At 69.0% G+C, this 16,561-nt stretch carries 14 protein-coding genes; 5 read left to right on the forward strand and 9 right to left on the reverse strand.

Annotated features, from left to right (window positions below):
* Window positions 1-259: 259 nt before the first annotated feature.
* Window positions 260-859 carry a hypothetical protein gene (locus tag PSESU_RS15950; RefSeq protein ID WP_081459311.1) on the reverse strand — a complete coding sequence of 200 codons (600 nt, stop codon included), beginning with the start codon at window positions 857-859 and terminating at the stop codon, window positions 260-262.
* Between the two features lie 171 nt (window positions 860-1,030).
* On the opposite strand from PSESU_RS15950, the gene PSESU_RS09670 reads away from it, so the two are divergent.
* Complete coding sequence (locus PSESU_RS09670) at window positions 1,031-2,038, forward strand: integron integrase (RefSeq protein ID WP_013535594.1); 1,008 nt, start codon at window positions 1,031-1,033, stop codon at window positions 2,036-2,038.
* A gap of 664 nt (window positions 2,039-2,702) precedes the next feature.
* Here PSESU_RS09670 and hutU read toward each other — a convergent pair.
* Together hutU and PSESU_RS09680 are read right to left on the reverse strand one after the other, a co-directional pair.
* The gene (gene hutU / locus PSESU_RS09675; protein ID WP_013535595.1) at window positions 2,703-4,376 is read right to left on the reverse strand and encodes a urocanate hydratase; all 1,674 of its coding nucleotides are present in this window, start codon (window positions 4,374-4,376) and stop codon (window positions 2,703-2,705) included.
* Between the two features lie 95 nt (window positions 4,377-4,471).
* The gene (locus PSESU_RS09680) at window positions 4,472-4,921 is read right to left on the reverse strand and encodes a hypothetical protein (protein ID WP_013535596.1); all 450 of its coding nucleotides are present in this window, start codon (window positions 4,919-4,921) and stop codon (window positions 4,472-4,474) included.
* Between the two features lie 206 nt (window positions 4,922-5,127).
* On the opposite strand from PSESU_RS09680, the gene PSESU_RS09685 reads away from it, so the two are divergent.
* The 3 genes from PSESU_RS09685 to PSESU_RS09695 all read left to right on the forward strand — a co-directional run bounded on the left by PSESU_RS09685 (window position 5,128) and on the right by PSESU_RS09695 (window position 8,511).
* Entirely contained in the window at window positions 5,128-6,363 is a 1,236-nt protein-coding gene (locus tag PSESU_RS09685; RefSeq protein ID WP_041764086.1) for an ectonucleotide pyrophosphatase/phosphodiesterase, read from the forward strand.
* Between the two features lie 85 nt (window positions 6,364-6,448).
* Entirely contained in the window at window positions 6,449-7,981 is a 1,533-nt protein-coding gene (locus PSESU_RS09690; RefSeq protein WP_013535598.1) for a DNA-3-methyladenine glycosylase 2 family protein, read from the forward strand.
* Window positions 7,978-8,511 (forward strand): methylated-DNA--[protein]-cysteine S-methyltransferase, encoded by a 534-nt coding sequence (locus PSESU_RS09695; RefSeq protein WP_013535599.1) that lies wholly within the window; start codon window positions 7,978-7,980, stop codon window positions 8,509-8,511. The genes PSESU_RS09690 and PSESU_RS09695 overlap by 4 nt, the downstream gene beginning before the upstream one ends.
* Before the next feature lie 195 nt (window positions 8,512-8,706).
* Here PSESU_RS09695 and trpA read toward each other — a convergent pair whose 3' ends face one another.
* Window positions 8,707-9,510: a tryptophan synthase subunit alpha gene (trpA, locus tag PSESU_RS09700; RefSeq protein ID WP_013535600.1), complete on the reverse strand. Its 804-nt coding sequence runs from the start codon at window positions 9,508-9,510 to the stop codon at window positions 8,707-8,709.
* A gap of 83 nt (window positions 9,511-9,593) precedes the next feature.
* Window positions 9,594-10,808 carry a tryptophan synthase subunit beta gene (trpB, locus tag PSESU_RS09705; RefSeq protein WP_013535601.1) on the reverse strand — a complete coding sequence of 405 codons (1,215 nt, stop codon included), beginning with the start codon at window positions 10,806-10,808 and terminating at the stop codon, window positions 9,594-9,596.
* A gap of 96 nt (window positions 10,809-10,904) precedes the next feature.
* Between trpB and PSESU_RS09710 the strand changes: the two genes are divergently transcribed.
* Entirely contained in the window at window positions 10,905-11,792 is an 888-nt protein-coding gene (locus PSESU_RS09710; protein WP_013535602.1) for a LysR family transcriptional regulator, read from the forward strand.
* Window positions 11,793-12,101: 309 nt separating this feature from the next.
* On the opposite strand, the gene PSESU_RS09715 is transcribed toward PSESU_RS09710, so the two are convergent.
* The 4 genes from PSESU_RS09715 to PSESU_RS16230 all read right to left on the reverse strand — a co-directional run bounded on the left by PSESU_RS09715 (window position 12,102) and on the right by PSESU_RS16230 (window position 16,369).
* Window positions 12,102-13,207 (reverse strand): IS3 family transposase gene (locus tag PSESU_RS09715; protein ID WP_155942714.1). Its coding sequence is split into 2 segments (ribosomal slippage): window positions 12,102-12,949 and window positions 12,949-13,207, totalling 1,107 coding nucleotides; the frame shifts between segments, so codons are not numbered across the junction.
* A gap of 435 nt (window positions 13,208-13,642) precedes the next feature.
* Window positions 13,643-13,795 (reverse strand): hypothetical protein, encoded by a 153-nt coding sequence (locus PSESU_RS16225; protein ID WP_013535604.1) that lies wholly within the window; start codon window positions 13,793-13,795, stop codon window positions 13,643-13,645.
* A 74-nt stretch (window positions 13,796-13,869) separates the two neighbouring features.
* Window positions 13,870-16,011 (reverse strand): peptidase domain-containing ABC transporter, encoded by a 2,142-nt coding sequence (locus PSESU_RS09725; protein WP_428992098.1) that lies wholly within the window; start codon window positions 16,009-16,011, stop codon window positions 13,870-13,872.
* Window positions 16,012-16,111: 100 nt separating this feature from the next.
* Window positions 16,112-16,369, reverse strand: a complete 258-nt coding sequence (locus tag PSESU_RS16230; RefSeq protein ID WP_013535606.1) for a hypothetical protein — start codon at window positions 16,367-16,369, stop codon at window positions 16,112-16,114.
* Between the last annotated feature and the right edge of the window lie 192 nt (window positions 16,370-16,561).

Genomic DNA, 16,561 nt, shown 5'->3' on the forward strand with positions numbered 1-16,561 from the left:
TCCGCCAGTACCGCCGAAACGCTTGTCACGAAAAGCTTTACGCCGCGGAGCAAGAAGACACAGCCCGAGAAAAAGCAGAGGTGGGGGAGATATCTACGCAGGATCGCCATGACACAGCCGACAAGTGAATGGACAGGGGAATCTATACATGCCGCCTAACACCTAGGTTAAGCCGAGACGCGCAGTGGAGCCAGCCACATGGCAAGCTTCACCTGCCATGTGGCTGGTGGAACGAAGCGGCTTCGGCTTGAACGCATTGTTAGGCAGCTCCGTCATAGTGGAGCAAGTTTTTAGATCTGCGAAACCTGCCAAGCTCTGCCGCCCAGGCGTGACTCACTTCTAAGAGAGTGAATGCTAGGGGCCGGACGCATTCCGGAGTGAAGAATGAGTTCTCCGGCCCAAGGTCACGATTAATGAACTCAAAGATGTCGCCATGGCAGATGTTGTTTCGTTGTCGGACAACCTCCACATCTACGCGATTTGGCTTCACTGTTTGGAGTTTGCCCAAGAAATCTGCTTCTCCGGGAAATGCGAGCGCTTCCACAGGCATGCCAACTTCTTGGGCGTTTAGGATTAGGTTATTGCTCAAGACGCGGTACGGAGATAGACCATCAAGTGGCTCCCCGTCTGGCGCTCCTGACACTTGGGCGATGGTGACTCGCAAACTAGCTTCGATGCCATTGAGCAACGAAGACAATCCGGGAATGTAGTACTCATTCCTGATCGCGTCCAAGCCTTGAACAAAGAACCAATGGAACTCTGCCGCGCAGAGAGTCTCGAGGAAGTGGTTTCGCTCCTCCCACCAGGGCGCGTTATGAGCGAAGTGATCAATGATGTGTTGAGCGTGGGACTTGTCCATTCTTCTGCCTAACTACCAGTAGACCCCGACAAGGGGCGTAGCGCGAGTCTGCAGAGCGGCTGCTGTGGCGTCAATCAGGGGAAAACCCTACTGGCATCGCGGGGTTGACTGATTGTCGCGACGCTGCCGGCCCGGCAGGCTTCCGGTGAAAGACGGCAAGGAGGCTCCGATATGTCTTATGACGGCGAGGATGCCGCGATAACAGGGTGCGTAACGCCGCCCGGTGGGCCGCGGCTTCTGGACCAGGTGCGCGGGCGTCTGCGCCTGAAGCACTACAGCCTGCGCACGGAGCAGGCATATCTGTACTGGATCCGGCGGTATGTTCGGGCGTGGCTGCCGCGGCATCCGGCGGAGCTGGACGGGGCGGCGGTGGAGGCGTTCCTCACCGGGCTGGCCACGCGGGACAACGTGGCGGCCAGCACCCAGAACCAGGCGCTGGCCGCCCTGCTCTTCCTCTATCGGGAGGTGCTGGGCATCGAGCTGCCGTGGATGGAGAACGTGGTCCGTGCCAAGCGGCCGCGGCGGCTGCCGGTGGTGCTGTCGCGCGCTCAGGTGGTGCGGCTGCTGGAGCGCCTGTCCGGGCGGGAGGCGTTGATGGCCGGGCTGCTCTACGGCAGCGGGCTGCGCCTGATGGAGTGCGCGCGGCTGCGGGTCAAGGACGTGGACCTGGAGCGCAACGAGCTGACCATCCGCGATGGCAAGGGCGGCAAGGACCGGATGACGGTGCTCCCGGGCGCGCTGCGCGAGGCGCTGCTGCGCCAGCTGGCGGAGGTGCGCCTGCTGCACGCGCGCGACCTGGCCTGCGGACTGGGCCGGGTGCACCTGCCGCACGCGCTGGCACGCAAGTATCCCAACGCGGCCGCGGAGCCGGGATGGCAGTACGTGTTCCCGGCCACGCGCATTTCGGTCGACCCGCGCGACGGGGTGAGGCGGCGCCACCATATCGACGAGAAGGTGCTGCAGTCGGCGGTGCGCCGGGCGGCGCGCGAAGCCGGCTTCGACAAGCCGGTCACCCCGCACACCCTGCGCCACTGTTTCGCCACGCACCTGCTGGAGTCTGGCGCCGACATCCGCACGGTGCAGGAGCTGCTGGGCCACAAGGACGTGGCCACCACCCAGATCTACACGCACGTGCTCAACCGCGGCGCGCTCGGTGTGCTCAGTCCGCTGGACCGTTGACGGCCCTGCCCGCGCGTGCCCTGCCGCCGGATACGCGCCAATGTCTGCCACCGGGCCTCGACTGGAAATCACTGGCAGTCGACTGATTTCCATGCGCGCGCGTATCGAAATCACTAGGACGCCGGTGATCTCCATTCACCGTCGTATGGAAATCGCTGGCGCGCCAGTCTTGATCACCCGTCGCCGTATGGAAACCGCTCGGCGTCCAGTGATTTCCATTCATCCGCGTATGGAAACTGCTCGACGGCCACTGATTTCCATTCGTTCGCGTATCGAAATCGCTGGCGCGCCAGCGATTGCCACTCATCGCCGGGTGGGAATCACGCAATCAACCGTTTCTGGCCTCTACCCGGCCGGCTGCCCCCCAGGTCGAGGCTGCCCCGCACCACCGTCCCGCGTCCCGCCACGCCAGAAGCGCCATGGCGTGTGCCGGCTGCCGGGAGGTAAAGGAGGAGGTGCTGGCCCGCGAGGGCCAGGACCAGGGGCGGGACGGCAGCAGGCCACACGCCAGGGCGCCCCGGCGACCGCCGCCGTGCCTTGACCTCAGTCCCTCAGTCCCTCAGTCCCTCCGGCATTCCGGGCAGTTCGGCAAGCTGGCGACCCACTGAAGCGACGGGAACGACCGGCACGGCCGTACCCGCCGCCACCCGGGCGCCGGGCGCCCCTACCGGCCCAGCATCGGCATCTGCAGCCCCTGCTCCTTCGCGCAGTCGATGGCGATGTCATAGCCGGCATCGGCGTGGCGCATGACGCCGGTGCCGGGGTCGTTCCACAGCACGCGCTCGATGCGGCGGTCGGCGGCTTCGCTGCCGTCGCAGACGATCACCACGCCGGAGTGCTGGGAGTAGCCCATGCCCACGCCGCCGCCGTGGTGCAGGCTGACCCAGGTCGCGCCGCCGGCGACGTTGAGCATGGCATTGAGCAGCGGCCAGTCGCTGACCGCGTCGCTGCCGTCGCGCATGGCCTCGGTCTCGCGGTTGGGGCTGGCGACGCTGCCGGAATCCAGGTGGTCGCGGCCGATCACGACCGGCGCCTTCAGCTCGCCGTTGCGGACCATCTCGTTGAACGCCAGGCCCAGGCGGTGGCGCTGGCCCAGGCCGACCCAGCAGATGCGCGCCGGCAGGCCCTGGAAGTGGATGCGCTCGGCGGCCATGTCCAGCCAACGGTGCAGGTGGGGGTCGTCCGGGATCAGTTCCTTGACCTTGGCATCGGTCCTGGCGATGTCCTCCGGGTCGCCGCTCAGCGCCACCCAGCGGAACGGGCCGACGCCGCGGCAGAATAGCGGGCGCACGTAGGCCGGGACGAAGCCGGGGAAGTCGAACGCGTTGCTGCAGCCCACGTCGAACGCCATCTGGCGGATGTTGTTGCCGTAGTCGAACACCGGCACGCCCATGCGCTGGAATGCGAGCATGGCTTCCACGTGCACGCGCATGGACTTCTTGGCCAGGTCGCGCACGCGCTCGGGCACCACTTCCTGTTCCTCCTCCCACTCGGCCACGGTCAGGCCCTGCGGGAGGTAGCCGCGCAGCGGATCGTGGGCGGAGGTCTGGTCGGTGACTGCGTCCGGGCAAACGCCGCGGCGCACCAGCTCCGGCAGGACGTCGGCGGCATTGCCCAGCAGTGCGATCGAGCGGGCCTCGCCGGCCTTCGTGTAGCGACCGATGCGCTCCAGCGCGTCGTCGAGGTCGGTGGCCTGCTCGTCCACGTAGCCGGTGCGCAGGCGGAAGTCGATGCGGTCCTGGCGGCACTCGATGGTCAGGCTGCTGGCGCCGGCCATGGACGCGGCCAGCGGCTGCGCGCCGCCCATGCCGCCGAGGCCGGCGGTGAGGATCCACTTGCCGGTGAGGTCGCCGCCGTAGTGCTGGCGGCCCATCTCCACGAAAGTCTCGTAGGTGCCCTGGACGATGCCCTGCGAGCCGATGTAGATCCACGAACCGGCCGTCATCTGGCCGTACATCATCAGGCCCTTGCGGTCGAGCTCGTTGAAGTGCTCCCAGGTGGCCCAGTGCGGCACCAGGTTGGAGTTGGCGATCAGCACCCGCGGCGCGTCCGGATGGGTCGGGAACACGCCGACCGGCTTGCCGGACTGGACGAGCAGGGTCTGGTCGTCGCGCAGCTCCTTCAGCGTGGCCAGGATGGCGTCGAAGCAGTCCCAGTCGCGTGCGGCGCGGCCGATGCCGCCGTACACCACCAGGTCGCCGGGACGCTCGGCCACGTCCGGGTCGAGGTTGTTCTGGAGCATCCGGAACGGGGCTTCGGTCAGCCAGCTGCGGCAGTTGAGCTGGTTGCCGCGCGGGGCGCGGACGACGCGGGAAGGATCGTGGCGCGGATCGGACATTGCCGGGACACCTGCAAGGAATGTCCCGGCATTATCGCAGCGCCGTCGCGCCGGAAGGTTGTGCAGCGCGGTGTACGCGCCGGCGTTGGCCGGGCTCAGCGGCTGTTGCGGCGCGCTTCCTCGCGCTGCTGCAGGCGGCGCTCGGCAGCCTCGCGGTCGCGTTCGATCTGCTCTCGCTCGCGCTCGTACTCCATGCGCCTGGCCTCGAAGGCCTGGCGGTAGCGCTCGCGCTGCTCGGGCGAGGCGGCGTGCTGCATGCGGTGCTCGGTGCGCTGGCGGTCCTCGTCCATCCGCCGCCGGTTCTCCTCCAGGGCAAGGCGGTGGCGGTCGGCATTGGCCTGGCGCGCGGACTGGGTGCGCTGCTGACGCGCGGTCTCGACCTCTTGGCGCGAGCGCTCCCAGGTCTGCGGACGCTGGGACTGGTTCTCGGCCGGCCGGCTGTAGCGGTTGGGCGACACCGACTGGGCCTGGGCCAGCGGCGCCAGCGCAAGCAGCAGGATCGCGGTCATCGGCAGGATGCGCTTCGGGTGCAGGGTCGGGGTCATGCAGGCCTCCGGGTGGTTGAGCCCAGTTATAGCGCCGGACCCATAACGCCGGCCGAACGGCGCCGCGGGACCGTGCCGGCGCTCAGGGATGCTTCAGCGGCCCGGCGCGGCCCCACTCCTGCAGGATTGCGATCCGACCAAAGCGAGGTGGCGCCCGGATGCGGGTCTCTGCCAAGCTTCCATGTCTGCATGACCTCCCCACCGTGATGTCCCGCTTCCTGCACCGCTGCGCCTTCCTGTCGTTCCTGCTGCTGTCCCTGGCCGCCTGTACGGCCTCCCCCACCCGTCCCGCCGCACCGGCCACGCCGCTGCTGCTGGTCTCGATCGACGGGCTGCGCGCTGATGCCCTGGGCCGCGGCGATACCCCGGTACTCGACCGCCTCGCCCGTGACGGCGTGCATGCCGAGGGCATGCGGCCCTCGTACCCGGTGCTGACCTTCCCCAACCACTACACCCTGGCCACCGGGCTGCGCCCGGACCACCACGGCGTGGTCCACAACTCGATGAAGGACCCGCAGCTGGGCCGCTTCGTGGTCGCCGATGCCCAGGCCGCGACCGTGGCCGGCTGGTGGCAGGCCGAACCGCTGTGGACCACCGCCGAGCGCGCCAACCTCGCCACCGCGGTATGGGCCTGGCCCGGCGCCACCGCCGCCCGCGACGGCATCCTGCCGCGCCAGCGCCAGGCCTTCGACGAGACGATCCCGATGGACGAGCGGATCGAGCGCGTGGCCGGCTGGGTGACCGCGCCGCAGGGCCCGCGCCCGGCGCTGCTGGCGATGTACTTCGAGGTGGTCGATGGCGCCGGCCACGACCATGGCCCGCACGCGCAGCAGACCCGCGCCGCGATCCGCGAGGTCGACACCGCCATCGGCGAGTTGCTGTCGCGACTGGAACAGGCCGGCGTGGTCCCGAACGTGGTGGTGGTCTCCGACCACGGCATGGCCGACGCCCCGAACCTCATCGCGGTCGAGGACATGGCCGCGATGGAGGAGGCCGAGGTGGTGAGCATCGGCCAGGTGATCGGCCTGGCGCCGCGCGAGGGCCACGAGGCCACGGTGCGCGCGCGCCTGCTCGGCCGCCAGCAGCGCTACGAGTGCTGGGAGAAGCCGGCGATCCCGGCGCGCCTGCACTATGGCACCCACCCGCGCATCCCGCCGATCGTGTGCCAGATGGCCGAAGGCTGGAACGCGCTGCCGCGGGCGATGATCGAGCGGCGCGACGCCGCGGGCGTCCACAACGCCGGCGCGCACGGCTACGACCCGGATCTGCCGTCCATGCGCGCGGTGTTCCTCGCCCATGGGCCCGCGTTCCGCACCGGCATGCGCCTGCCGGTGATCGACAACGTCGACGTGTACCCGCTGCTGGTGCGCATCCTGGGCCTGCCGCTCCGGCAGGGCGATGGCGATCCGGCCACGCTGGCGCCGGTGCTGGCCAGCCCCTGAGGCCCGTTCGCATCCGGGATCCGGTCGCGGCATTGATGTCCGGAAACGGCCAGTTGGGGCTGGGCGCCGGTGCTAGCCTGCGTGCATGTCCTCCGTCGCCACCCTGCCCGATCCGCACGTCTGTGAACGTGCCCGCCTCAGCCGCGACCCGCGGTTCGACGGGCTGTTCTTCACCGCCGTGCGCAGCACCGGCATCTACTGCCGGCCGGTGTGCCCGGCGCCGCCGCCGCTGCGGGCCAATGTCGACTACTACCCCAGCGCCGCCGCGGCCGAGGCCGCGGGCTTCCGCCCCTGCCTGCGCTGCCGGCCGGAACTGGCGCCCGCGGATGGCGCGTGGCGGCGCGGCGATGCGGTGATCGCGCGCGCCCTGGCGCTGATCGACCAGGGCTTCCTGGCCGGGCATCCGGTGGCCGCGCTGGCCGCGCGCCTGGCCCTGGGCGAGCGCCAGCTGCGGCGGCTGTTCGTGCAGCGCCTGGGTGCGGCACCACTGGGCGTGCATGTCACCCGCCGCCTGCTGTTCGCCAAGCAGCTGCTGACCGAGACCCGCCTGCCGATCACCGAGGTCGCGATGGCCGCCGGCTTCGGCAGCCTGCGCCGGTTCAATGCGGCCTTCCAGGATGCCTACCGCATGGCGCCGCGCGAGCTGCGCCGCAGCCTGGAGGGACACGAGCCGGCTCCGGCCTGCCAGTCGCTGGTGCTGCGGCTGGGCTACCGCCCGCCGTACGACTTCGCGGCGATGCTGGATTTCCTGCGTGCCCGCGCCCTTCCCGGCGTCGAGCAGGTCGACGACGCGTCGTATGCACGCGTGGTCGGCGATGCGCAGGCGCCGGGCTGGCTGCGGGTCGGCGCCTGGCCTTCGCCGCGCAGCGGCCAGGTCCATGCGCTGCGGCTGGAGCTGCATGGCGTGGCGCCGGGCCAGCTGGCCGATACGGTGCAGCGGGTGCGGCGGATGTTCGACCTCGATGCCGACCCGGATGCGATCTCGGCGGTGCTGTCGGCCGATCCACGCCTGCGTCCCCTGCTGCACGAGCGCCCGGGCTTGCGCCTGCCCAGCGGCTGGGACGGACTGGAGATCGCGGTGCGCGCGGTGATCGGCCAGCAGGTCAGCGTCGCCGCGGCGCGCACGATCACCCACCGGCTGGTGCAGCGCCATGGCACGGCGGTCGCCCTGGATGGTGCGCCGGGCCTGGATCGCCTGTTCCCGGAGGCGGCGACGCTGGCGGAGGCCGATCTCGACGGCCTGGGCCTGCCGGGAAGCCGCGTCGCGACGCTGCGTGCCATCACGCGTGGCGTGCAGGAAGGAAGCGTCGGCTTCGGACCCGGGCAGACGCTGGAGGAATTCACCATGGCCTGGTGCGCGCTGCCCGGTATCGGGCCGTGGACCGCGCAGTACCTCGCGCTGCGTGCGCTCGGCCATCCGGACGCGCTGCCGGCCGAGGACCTGGTGCTGCAGAAGGCCGTGCCCACCGACGGCAGCCGCCTGTCGGCACGCCAGCTGCGCGAACGCGCCGAGGCCTGGCGCCCCTGGCGCGGCTATGCGGTGATCCACTTGTGGCGCGACGCCGCGTTGCGTGCCATCGCCGCTCCCGCCAACGAAGAAACGGAGGCAAACGCATGAGCGCCATCCATTACTGCCGGTTCGACACCCCGATCGGCCCACTGACCGTCGCCGCCAGCGACGCCGGCCTGCACGCCATCGAGTTCCCCCAGAACCGCCATCCGCAGCGGCGGATCGGCTGGATGCCGCTGGAGCACCCGCTGCTGCGCGAGGCCCGCCGGCAGCTGGAGGAATACTTCGATGGCGAGCGCCAGACGTTCGACCTGCCGCTGGCGCCGCGGGGCACGCCGTTCCAGCGCGAGGTCTGGCTGGCGCTGGCAGGCATCCCCTATGGCGCCACCATCAGCTATGCGCAGCTGGCCACCCGGGTCGGGCGCCCCGCCGCGATGCGCGCCGTCGGCGCCGCCAACGGCCGCAACCCGCTGCCCATCGTCCTGCCCTGCCACCGCGTGATCGGCGCCGACGGCTCGCTCACCGGCTTCGGCGGCGGCCTGCCGACCAAGCAGTTCCTGCTGCAGCTGGAAGGCGCGCTCCCGCGGCGCGAGGTGGCAGTGGATCTGTTTGCGCCCGTGGGTGCCGCGGAACCGTAGTGCGCGGAATAGCGCCGCATGGGGACGCGTCCCGTAAGCCCTCTCCATGTGGAGAGCTGGGAGGTCACGTAGCCCGGATAAGCGAAGCGCATCCGGGATCCAGCGTGGTCCAGGCATCAGCTTAGTTCCCGGATGCGGCCTGTGGCCTTATCCGCTACGACAGGCCCCTCCCGAACGGAGAGGAGAAAGCGCGGATCAAGCCGCGCCGATCGCCTCGCGCAGCGGGGCGAGGAAACGGCGCGCACGCGCGGCTGCATCGTCGGCATCGCTCGCCTCGGACAGGACCGACACCAGGGCCGAGCCGACCACGACGCCGTCGGCGTCGACCGCCATGGCCCTGGCGCTGGCGGCGTCCTTGATGCCGAAGCCCGCCACCACCGGCACCTTCGCGGTGGCGCGCAGTTCCTGCAGGCGGAGGCTGGCGGCGCCGGTGTCCAGGCGGTCGGCACCGGTCACGCCGGCGTAGCTGACGTAGTAGAGATAACCCTGCGCGCTGGCGCTGAGCATCGCCGCGCGCTCGGCCGAGGTCGTCGGCGAGGCCAGCATCACCAGGGCCAGGCCGGCCTCGTTGAAGGCCTCCTGGAACTGCGGCGCCTCCTCCGGCGGCAGGTCGACCAGCAGTACCCCATCGACGCCGGCGGCCACCGCCTCGCTGGCGAAACGCGCCGCGCCGCGGATCTCGACCGGGTTGAGGTAGCCCATCAGCACCACCGGCGTGTCCGCATCGCGCTCGCGGAAGCGGCGCACGCTCTCGAACACATAGGCCACGGTCGCGCCGCGGGCCAGCGCGCGTTCGGAACTGCGCTGGATCACCGGGCCGTCTGCCATCGGGTCGGAGAACGGCAGGCCGAGCTCGATGCAGTCGGCGCCGGCCTCCACCAGGGCGTGCATCACCGGGACGGTCGCCTCCAGCGAGGGATCGCCGGCGGTGATGAAGGGGACAAGGGCCTTGCGGCCATCGGTGCGCAGTCGCGCGAAGCGGGTTTCGAAGCGGCTCATGGATCGCCTGTGTGGTCGGTCGCGCCGGGCGGCGCGTTACGCGTGTGGGAGGCAGGTGGCGCCGGACGGTGCCGGCGCCGCGGTCACAGCTGGATGCCCTCGCGCGCGGCGATGGTGTGCACGTCCTTGTCGCCGCGGCCGGAGAGGTTGCACAGCACCAGCTTGTCCTTCGGCAGCTCGCGCGCCAGCTTGATCGCCTGCGCGACCGCATGGCTGGATTCCAGCGCCGGCAGGATGCCCTCGGTGCGGGTCAGCTTGTGGAAGGCTTCCAGCGCCTCCTCGTCGGTCACGCCCACGTACTCGGCGCGGCCGCTGTCCTGCAGGAAGGAGTGCTCCGGGCCCACGCCCGGGTAGTCCAGGCCGGCGGAGATCGAGTGGGTCTCGATGATCTGGCCATCGTCGTCGCACAGCACGTAGGTGCGGTTGCCGTGCAGCACGCCGACCCGGCCAGCCGACAGCGAGGCCGCATGGCGACCGGTCGCGACTCCGTCGCCGGCAGCCTCGGCGCCGACGATGCGCACGTCCCTGTCGTTGAGGAACGCATGGAACAGGCCGATGGCATTGCTGCCGCCGCCGACGCAGGCGGTGATCACGTCCGGCAGGCGGCCGTAGTCGGTGAGCATCTGCGCGCGCGCCTCGCGGCCGACCACGGCGTTGAAGTCGCGCACCATCCGCGGGTACGGATCGGGACCGGCGACGGTTCCGATGATGTAGAAGGTGTCCTGGACATTGGTGACCCAGTCGCGCATGGCCTCGTTGAGCGCGTCCTTGAGCGTGGCCGAGCCGGAGGTCACCGGGACCACGGTCGCGCCCAGCAGCTTCATCCGGTAGACGTTGATCTTCTGCCGCTCGATGTCGGTGGCCCCCATGTAGACCACGCACTCCAGGCCGAGGCGGGTGGCGACGGTGGCACTGGCCACGCCGTGCTGGCCGGCGCCGGTCTCGGCGATGATCCGCTTCTTGCCCATGCGCGCGGCCAGCAGGGCCTGGCCGATGGTGTTGTTGATCTTGTGCGCGCCGGTGTGGTTCAGGTCCTCGCGCTTGAGCAGGATCTGCGCACCGCCCACTTCCCGGCTCAGGCGCTCGGCGTGGTAGATCGGGCTGGGCCGGCCGACGTAGTGCTTGAGGTCCTTGTCGAAGGCGGCGATGAAGGCCGGATCGACCCGCGCCTGGTCATAGGCCGCGGCCAGCTCCTGCAGCGGCCCCATCAGGGTCTCGGCGACGAAGCGGCCGCCGTGCTGGCCGAAATGGCCGCTGGTGTCGGGATAGGCGTGGAAGTCCTGGATGGAGCTGGTCATCGGGGTGCCGGGCGGATCGGAAGTGGATTGACCTTAGCGCACGACAGCTTCCCAATAAAGCGATAAAGTCTGGCACGACTCGTCAGGAAAACTCACATGTCGCGGGACCTGCCGCCGCTCAATGCCCTGCGCGCCTTCGAGGCCACCGCCCGCCTGGGCAGCGTGGCCGCGGCCGCCGCGGAGCTGCACGTGACCCACGGCGCGGTCAGCCGCCAGGTCAAGCTGCTGGAGGAGGCACTGGGCACCCCCCTGTTCGTCCGTCGCGGCCGTGGCCTGGCGCTGACCGCCACCGGCCAGCGGCTGGGCGATGCCGCGGCCGGGGCGTTCGAGCCCCTGCGCAAGGCCTGGGCCGACCTGCTCGCACCCGACCCGACCTCGGCCCTGGTGCTGGGCTGCCCCGGCAGCCTGCTGGCGCGCTGGATGATCCCGCGCATGGAACGGCTGTCCGCCGACCTGCCCGGCCTGCGCCTGCACCTGGTTGCCAGCGAGGCCTCGCCCGATCCGGGCCTCAATGGCCTGGACGCGGTGCTGATGATCGGCAATCCGCCCTGGCCACCGGGCTGGCAGGTCCACCGCCTGGCCCCGGAACGGATCGGCCCGGTGCTGAGCCCGCGCCATCCCGCCCACGCGCGGCTGGAAGGAGCGCCCGCGGAAGTCCTGCTGCAGGAGCCGCTGCTGCACACCAGCTCGCGGCCCACGGCCTGGCCGGAATGGGCACGTCGCAACGGCCTGCAGCCCGAAGCCCTGCAGCTGGGGACCGGATTCGAGCACCTCTACTACCTGCTGGAAGCCGCAGCCGCCGGGCTGGGCGTGGCGATCGCGCCGGAGGAACTGGTGGCCGACGACCTGCGTGCCGGCCGCCTCGCCGCACCCTGGGGCTTCGTCGGGACAGGTGGCCAGTGGGCGCTGTGCACCCTGCGTGGCAACAGCGATGCGCGCATTCCTGCCTTCGTCGGCTGGTTGCGGACGCAGCTGGAAGGTTGAGCCCCTCCTCCGGGCACGCGCTGGGGAGGCTGTCCTCCAACGCGCGTTGCTGCGAGCCCGGACGGCCCCAACCTGCTCCTGCTCCTGCCCCCTGCCCTGCCGCTGCTCCTGCCCTGCCGACAAATGCATTCGGCGGCAAACCGAGCGGCATCGGCGGATACCGGGACTTGTCCCGGCGATCGGCTGGAACGCGCCCGGACCGGACGACATCCGAGCTGGACCCTCGATTCACGCACCAGCCGCAACGTTCCCGATGGTCGGCGGAACACGATGCGGCCGACGTCCCCCCGCTTTCAGTAGCGGGGCTCTTTAGAGTCCGGGTTTCATCGTAGCGGCTTTGGCCGCCAACTGTTCGGCATAAGCGGCCGGCGTCAGACCGCCCAAGGTCTTCTTCGGTCGTTCCTCGTTGTACTCCCGGCGCCAGGTTTCGATCTCGGTGCGGGCGTGCAGCAGCGTCGGGAACCAGTGCTCGTTGAGGCATTCGTCCCGTAGGCGGCCGTTGAAGCTCTCGATGTAGGCGTTCTGGTTCGGCTTGCCTGGCTGGATCAGGCGCAACTGCACACCGCGCTCGTGGGCCCACGCCACCATCGTCTTGCCGCAGAACTCCTTGCCGTTGTCGGTACGGATCACCTGCGGCAGGCCGCGGGTCAGCGCCAGCCGATCCAGCACCCGGGCCACGCCGTGGCCGGAGATGGCCCGCTCCACCTCGATCGCCACCGCCTCGTGCGTGGCATCGTCGACGATGGTCAACGCCTTGAGCACACGCCCCTCGGCGGTGCGGTCGAACACGAAGTCCATCGACCAGACCTGGTTGGCCGCTTCCGGCCGCAGCAACGGTTGGCGCTCGCCCAGCAACACCTTCTTCCGCTTGCGCCGGCGCACCTGCAACCTGGCCTCCTGATACAGCCGTTCCACCCGCTTGTAGTTCACCGGCCACTGCTCCTGCCGCAGCTTCAGATAGATCATCCCGACGCCATAGCGCTTGTGTCGCTGCGCCAGCGCCAGGATCCGCTCACGCAGCTCGACGTTGCCATCCGGACGCGGGACGTAGCGCAGCGCGCTGGCGCTCATCCGCACCATCGCCAGCGCCCGTCGCTCACTCAGCCCCCGATCCACCAGATGCCGCACCAGCGTCCTGCGCGCCGGTGCGGTCACCACTTTTTTCGCAGGGCGTCCTTGATGACGTCGTTCTCGAACAGCTGCTCGGCCAGCAGCTTCTTCAACCGCGTGTTCTCGGACTCCAGCTCCTTGAGCCGCTTGGCCTCTGGCACGCTCATGCCGCCAAACTTGCTGCGCCACAGGTAGTAGGAGGCCTCGCTAAAGCCGTGCCTGCGGCACAGCTCCTTGACCGGTAGGCCAGCTTCGGCTTCACGCAGGAAGCCGATGATCTGCTCTTCGGAAAAGCGCTTCTTCACGTCCAATCTCCGTCTCGTTGGGGATTGGACTCCAAATCGACCTGCTACTCAAAGATGGGGGGACGTCGCGGCAACGCTGCCCCTCGCTCAGGGATCCGGCTGCCGGTCCGAATCCATGAACCAGCGCTGGTACAGATAGCCGCACCCAAGCGCGAGGCTGACCACCGCGAGCAAGCGCGCATGCCGCTGGCAACGCCATACCGCCCCTGGAACGAGACGAATATCGCCACGCCGATGGTCGCCGCCACCGCCCCAAGCATCCCCCACCTCTTCTGGCGCCATGCAGGCGCAAGCGCCGCGATACCTACGAACGGAGCCACGAACGACGCGATGAAGAAGGTGAGCGGCGACATGGGCGAAGCGTAGCCACGCGGGGAATCGAAGTTGGCGCGAGCCGGACGGCAGCAGGGGCGACCCTGCTGCCGGCTCCGCCGGTCAGGGCTTGAGCAGCTTGGCCCGCCGCTCCGCCTGGCGCTCCTCGCGGCTGGGGTAGACCGGCTGCGAGATCTTCGGGATCTGGTCGGAGGGCGGCACTTCGACAAGGCCACCCGCCACGTCCCGCAGCTCTTCCTGGTTCATGTCACGCATATCAAGCCTCCTTGCTCTGGATGCATGTCGGTGCGAACCCCGCACCAGGGGTGCCGGCCATCCGGCCGGATTCATCAAGCCGCGGGCACGGCCAGCGCAGGCGCAGCTCCATTGCGCCACTGCTGCACGACGCGGCCGTCCTCCATCGCGAGCACGCGGTCCGCGCTGGCGATCGTCTCCGGTCGATGGGCGACGATCACACGGGTCAGGTCGAGCCCTTTGACCGCCTCGTTGACCTGCCGCTCGTTGGCCACGTCCAGATGGCTGGTCGCTTCGTCCAGGAACAGCAGCCGCGGCTCACGGTAAAGCGCACGGGCCAGGATCAGGCGCTGCTTCTGCCCGCCCGACAGCGAGCTGCCCATGTCGCCAATCAGGCTGTGGTAGCCCATTGGCATCGCCATGATCTCGTCGTGTACCGCCGCCATCCGTGCCGCCCCCTCCACCCGCTCCTGGGTTGCCTGCGGATCGAAGAAGCTGATGTTGTCGGCGATGCTGCCCGCGAACAGTTGGTCGTCCTGCATCACCGCACCGACGATGGCACGCACGTTGCGCGGGCCGAGCCTGTGCAGGTCCTGGCCGCCGATGCGGACATGGCCGGCAGTGGGCTTGAGCAGGCCAAGCAGCAGCTTGACCAGGGTGGTCTTGCCGCAACCGGAAGGCCCGACCACGGCCACCGACTCGCCCGGTTCGATGCTGAAGCTGCAATCCCGCAGCACCCAGGGTTCGCCATCGCCATAGCGGAAGCTGAGGCCTTCCACCTCGATCCGCGTATCGGCGGGCGGCAGCGCTTCCACCACGGCCTCCTCGTCGGGTGGCGTGAGCACGATGTCGGCCAGGCGCTCGCCATGCAGGCGCAGCATGCGGAATTCCACCCAGCGGTCGACCAGCGCCGCCATGCGCGCGGCGAACTGGTCCTTGTAGGCCAGGTAGGCGATCAGCATGCCGACCGAGAACACGTTCTGCAGCGCCAGCAGGGCGCCGATCCAGATCACCGCGATCCGTTCAACGCCGAACACCAGCTGGCTGGCGCCGCTGAAGCCCAGCCCCATGCGTGCAATGCGGATCTCGTGGTTGACCGTATCCACCATGAGGTTGCCGTAGGTCGCCTGGCGCTGCGCTTCCTCGCCCGCGACCTTGAGACTTTGCATACCGCGCAGTGACTCGAGCAGGTGGGTCTCCTGGCGTGCGGCCGCCACCAGCTGCTGCTCGGTGCGATCACGCACCGGCCGGTAGGCGATCGCGCGGATGCCCATGTACAGCGCCACGGCCAGCAGCGTGGCCAGCGCCAGCTTCCAGCTGTAGAGCAGCATCATTCCCAGGGTCACCAAGGCCATGAGCCCGTCGATGATCGCCTCGACGAAACTGGTGGTGAGGGTGCGCTGTATGGACTGCACCGAGGCCATCCGCGACACGATGTCGCCGATATTGCGCTTCTCGAAGAAATCCAGCGGCAGCTTCAGCAAGTGGGCGAAGACATTGCCCATCCACTGCAGGCCCAGCCGCGAGGACATGTAGACCACCGACCAGCCACGCAACAGGCCGGTACCGATCTGCAGCAACAGCGCCAGGCCGAAGCCCAGTCCCAGCACCGTCAGCAGGTCGCGGTCGGCGGAGACCAGTACCTGGTCCACCACCCATTGCATGAAGAACGGGGCCAGTACCACGAACACCTGCAGCACCACCGACAGCAACAGGATCTGGGCCAGCGCAGGCCACAGGCCGCTGACCTGGCCGGTCAGCTGCCGCGCCGACACCGTGGGCACCGCCTTGCGCGGCTGGAACTCCGGCGTCGGCACCAGCTCCAGGGCCACGCCCGTGAAGTGGCGCGAAACCTCAGGCAGCGACATCCGACGCTCGCCCAGGGCGGGATCGAAAATGGTCGCCCTGCTCCCGCCGACACGTGCCAGGACGACGAAGTGGTTGAGGTCCCAGTGCAGGATGCATGGCAACCGCAGCTGCCCCAGCTCCTCCAGCTCCAGCCGCAGCGGACGTGCGGCCAATCCCAGCCGCTGGGCGATCTGGATCAGCTGCCCCAGCCGCGCGCCCTTGAGCGACATCGGGAATTGCCGACGCAGCTCGCCCAGTCCCAGGTGCAGGCCGTGCGCGCTTGCCACCATCGCCAGCGAAGCGAGCCCGCACTCGGCCGCCTCCGCCGCGATGATGGGACGCACTTTCGCGGACAACCTGCCCGTCTGCGAGGGTGAGTTCGTTCGCATCGTCACCAGACCCATTCCCGTGCCGTCCTAGCTGCCGCTGAAGTCCTATTAGCCGCGCGCGAGGTTTCCTCGCGCGCGGAGACACACCTACGAAAGCGCTCTAGCCACGCCCCCCGGAAGCCTTGGCAGCGTCACGAAGTTCGCCACAGGTGAGGGTGAAGGTAATAACCTCCTTTGTTCCCCCATTCGTACCAGGAACACCTGCCTGGGTGGTGTTCTCAAGACGGATGGTGACCTCCTTGTCGTCCGGGAAGCCCTTGCACAGCTCCAGGCCACGCGACACAACATCCGACTGGCGTTGGTTCTCATTCCTCCCGCCCGAAACCAGATCCAGACTCTCGATTCCAAGAGTTTTCATTTTCCGACTCCTCTCGTCCTTAAGAAATGTCAGTTACGTACGTGACGCAGCAGTCTTTCGAAGCTCTCCGCAGGTGGTCTGGATCGAAACGCTAGAGTCCTGTCCGACCTTCGTAGTGCCAACGCCGAGGTTGCCCGTGTTGCTCACTGTGATAGTCACCTTGGTGCTATCCGGGAAGTTGTTGGTGTTGCA

It is taken from the genome of Pseudoxanthomonas suwonensis 11-1 (genome assembly GCF_000185965.1).
Classification (GTDB): domain Bacteria; phylum Pseudomonadota; class Gammaproteobacteria; order Xanthomonadales; family Xanthomonadaceae; genus Pseudoxanthomonas; species Pseudoxanthomonas suwonensis_A.

Coding starts and splice junctions, on each gene's coding strand:
- PSESU_RS15950 (WP_081459311.1), bottom strand. CDS start 859: ATGGACAAGTCCCACGCTCAACACATCATTGATCACTTCGCTCATAAC.
- PSESU_RS09670 (WP_013535594.1), top strand. CDS start 1,031: ATGTCTTATGACGGCGAGGATGCCGCGATAACAGGGTGCGTAACGCCG.
- hutU (WP_013535595.1), bottom strand. CDS start 4,376: ATGTCCGATCCGCGCCACGATCCTTCCCGCGTCGTCCGCGCCCCGCGC.
- PSESU_RS09680 (WP_013535596.1), bottom strand. CDS start 4,921: ATGACCCCGACCCTGCACCCGAAGCGCATCCTGCCGATGACCGCGATC.
- PSESU_RS09685 (WP_041764086.1), top strand. CDS start 5,128: ATGTCCCGCTTCCTGCACCGCTGCGCCTTCCTGTCGTTCCTGCTGCTG.
- PSESU_RS09690 (WP_013535598.1), top strand. CDS start 6,449: ATGTCCTCCGTCGCCACCCTGCCCGATCCGCACGTCTGTGAACGTGCC.
- PSESU_RS09695 (WP_013535599.1), top strand. CDS start 7,978: ATGAGCGCCATCCATTACTGCCGGTTCGACACCCCGATCGGCCCACTG.
- trpA (WP_013535600.1), bottom strand. CDS start 9,510: ATGAGCCGCTTCGAAACCCGCTTCGCGCGACTGCGCACCGATGGCCGC.
- trpB (WP_013535601.1), bottom strand. CDS start 10,808: ATGACCAGCTCCATCCAGGACTTCCACGCCTATCCCGACACCAGCGGC.
- PSESU_RS09710 (WP_013535602.1), top strand. CDS start 10,905: ATGTCGCGGGACCTGCCGCCGCTCAATGCCCTGCGCGCCTTCGAGGCC.
- PSESU_RS16225 (WP_013535604.1), bottom strand. CDS start 13,795: ATGCGTGACATGAACCAGGAAGAGCTGCGGGACGTGGCGGGTGGCCTT.
- PSESU_RS09725 (WP_428992098.1), bottom strand. CDS start 16,011: ATGCGAACGAACTCACCCTCGCAGACGGGCAGGTTGTCCGCGAAAGTG.
- PSESU_RS16230 (WP_013535606.1), bottom strand. CDS start 16,369: ATGAAAACTCTTGGAATCGAGAGTCTGGATCTGGTTTCGGGCGGGAGG.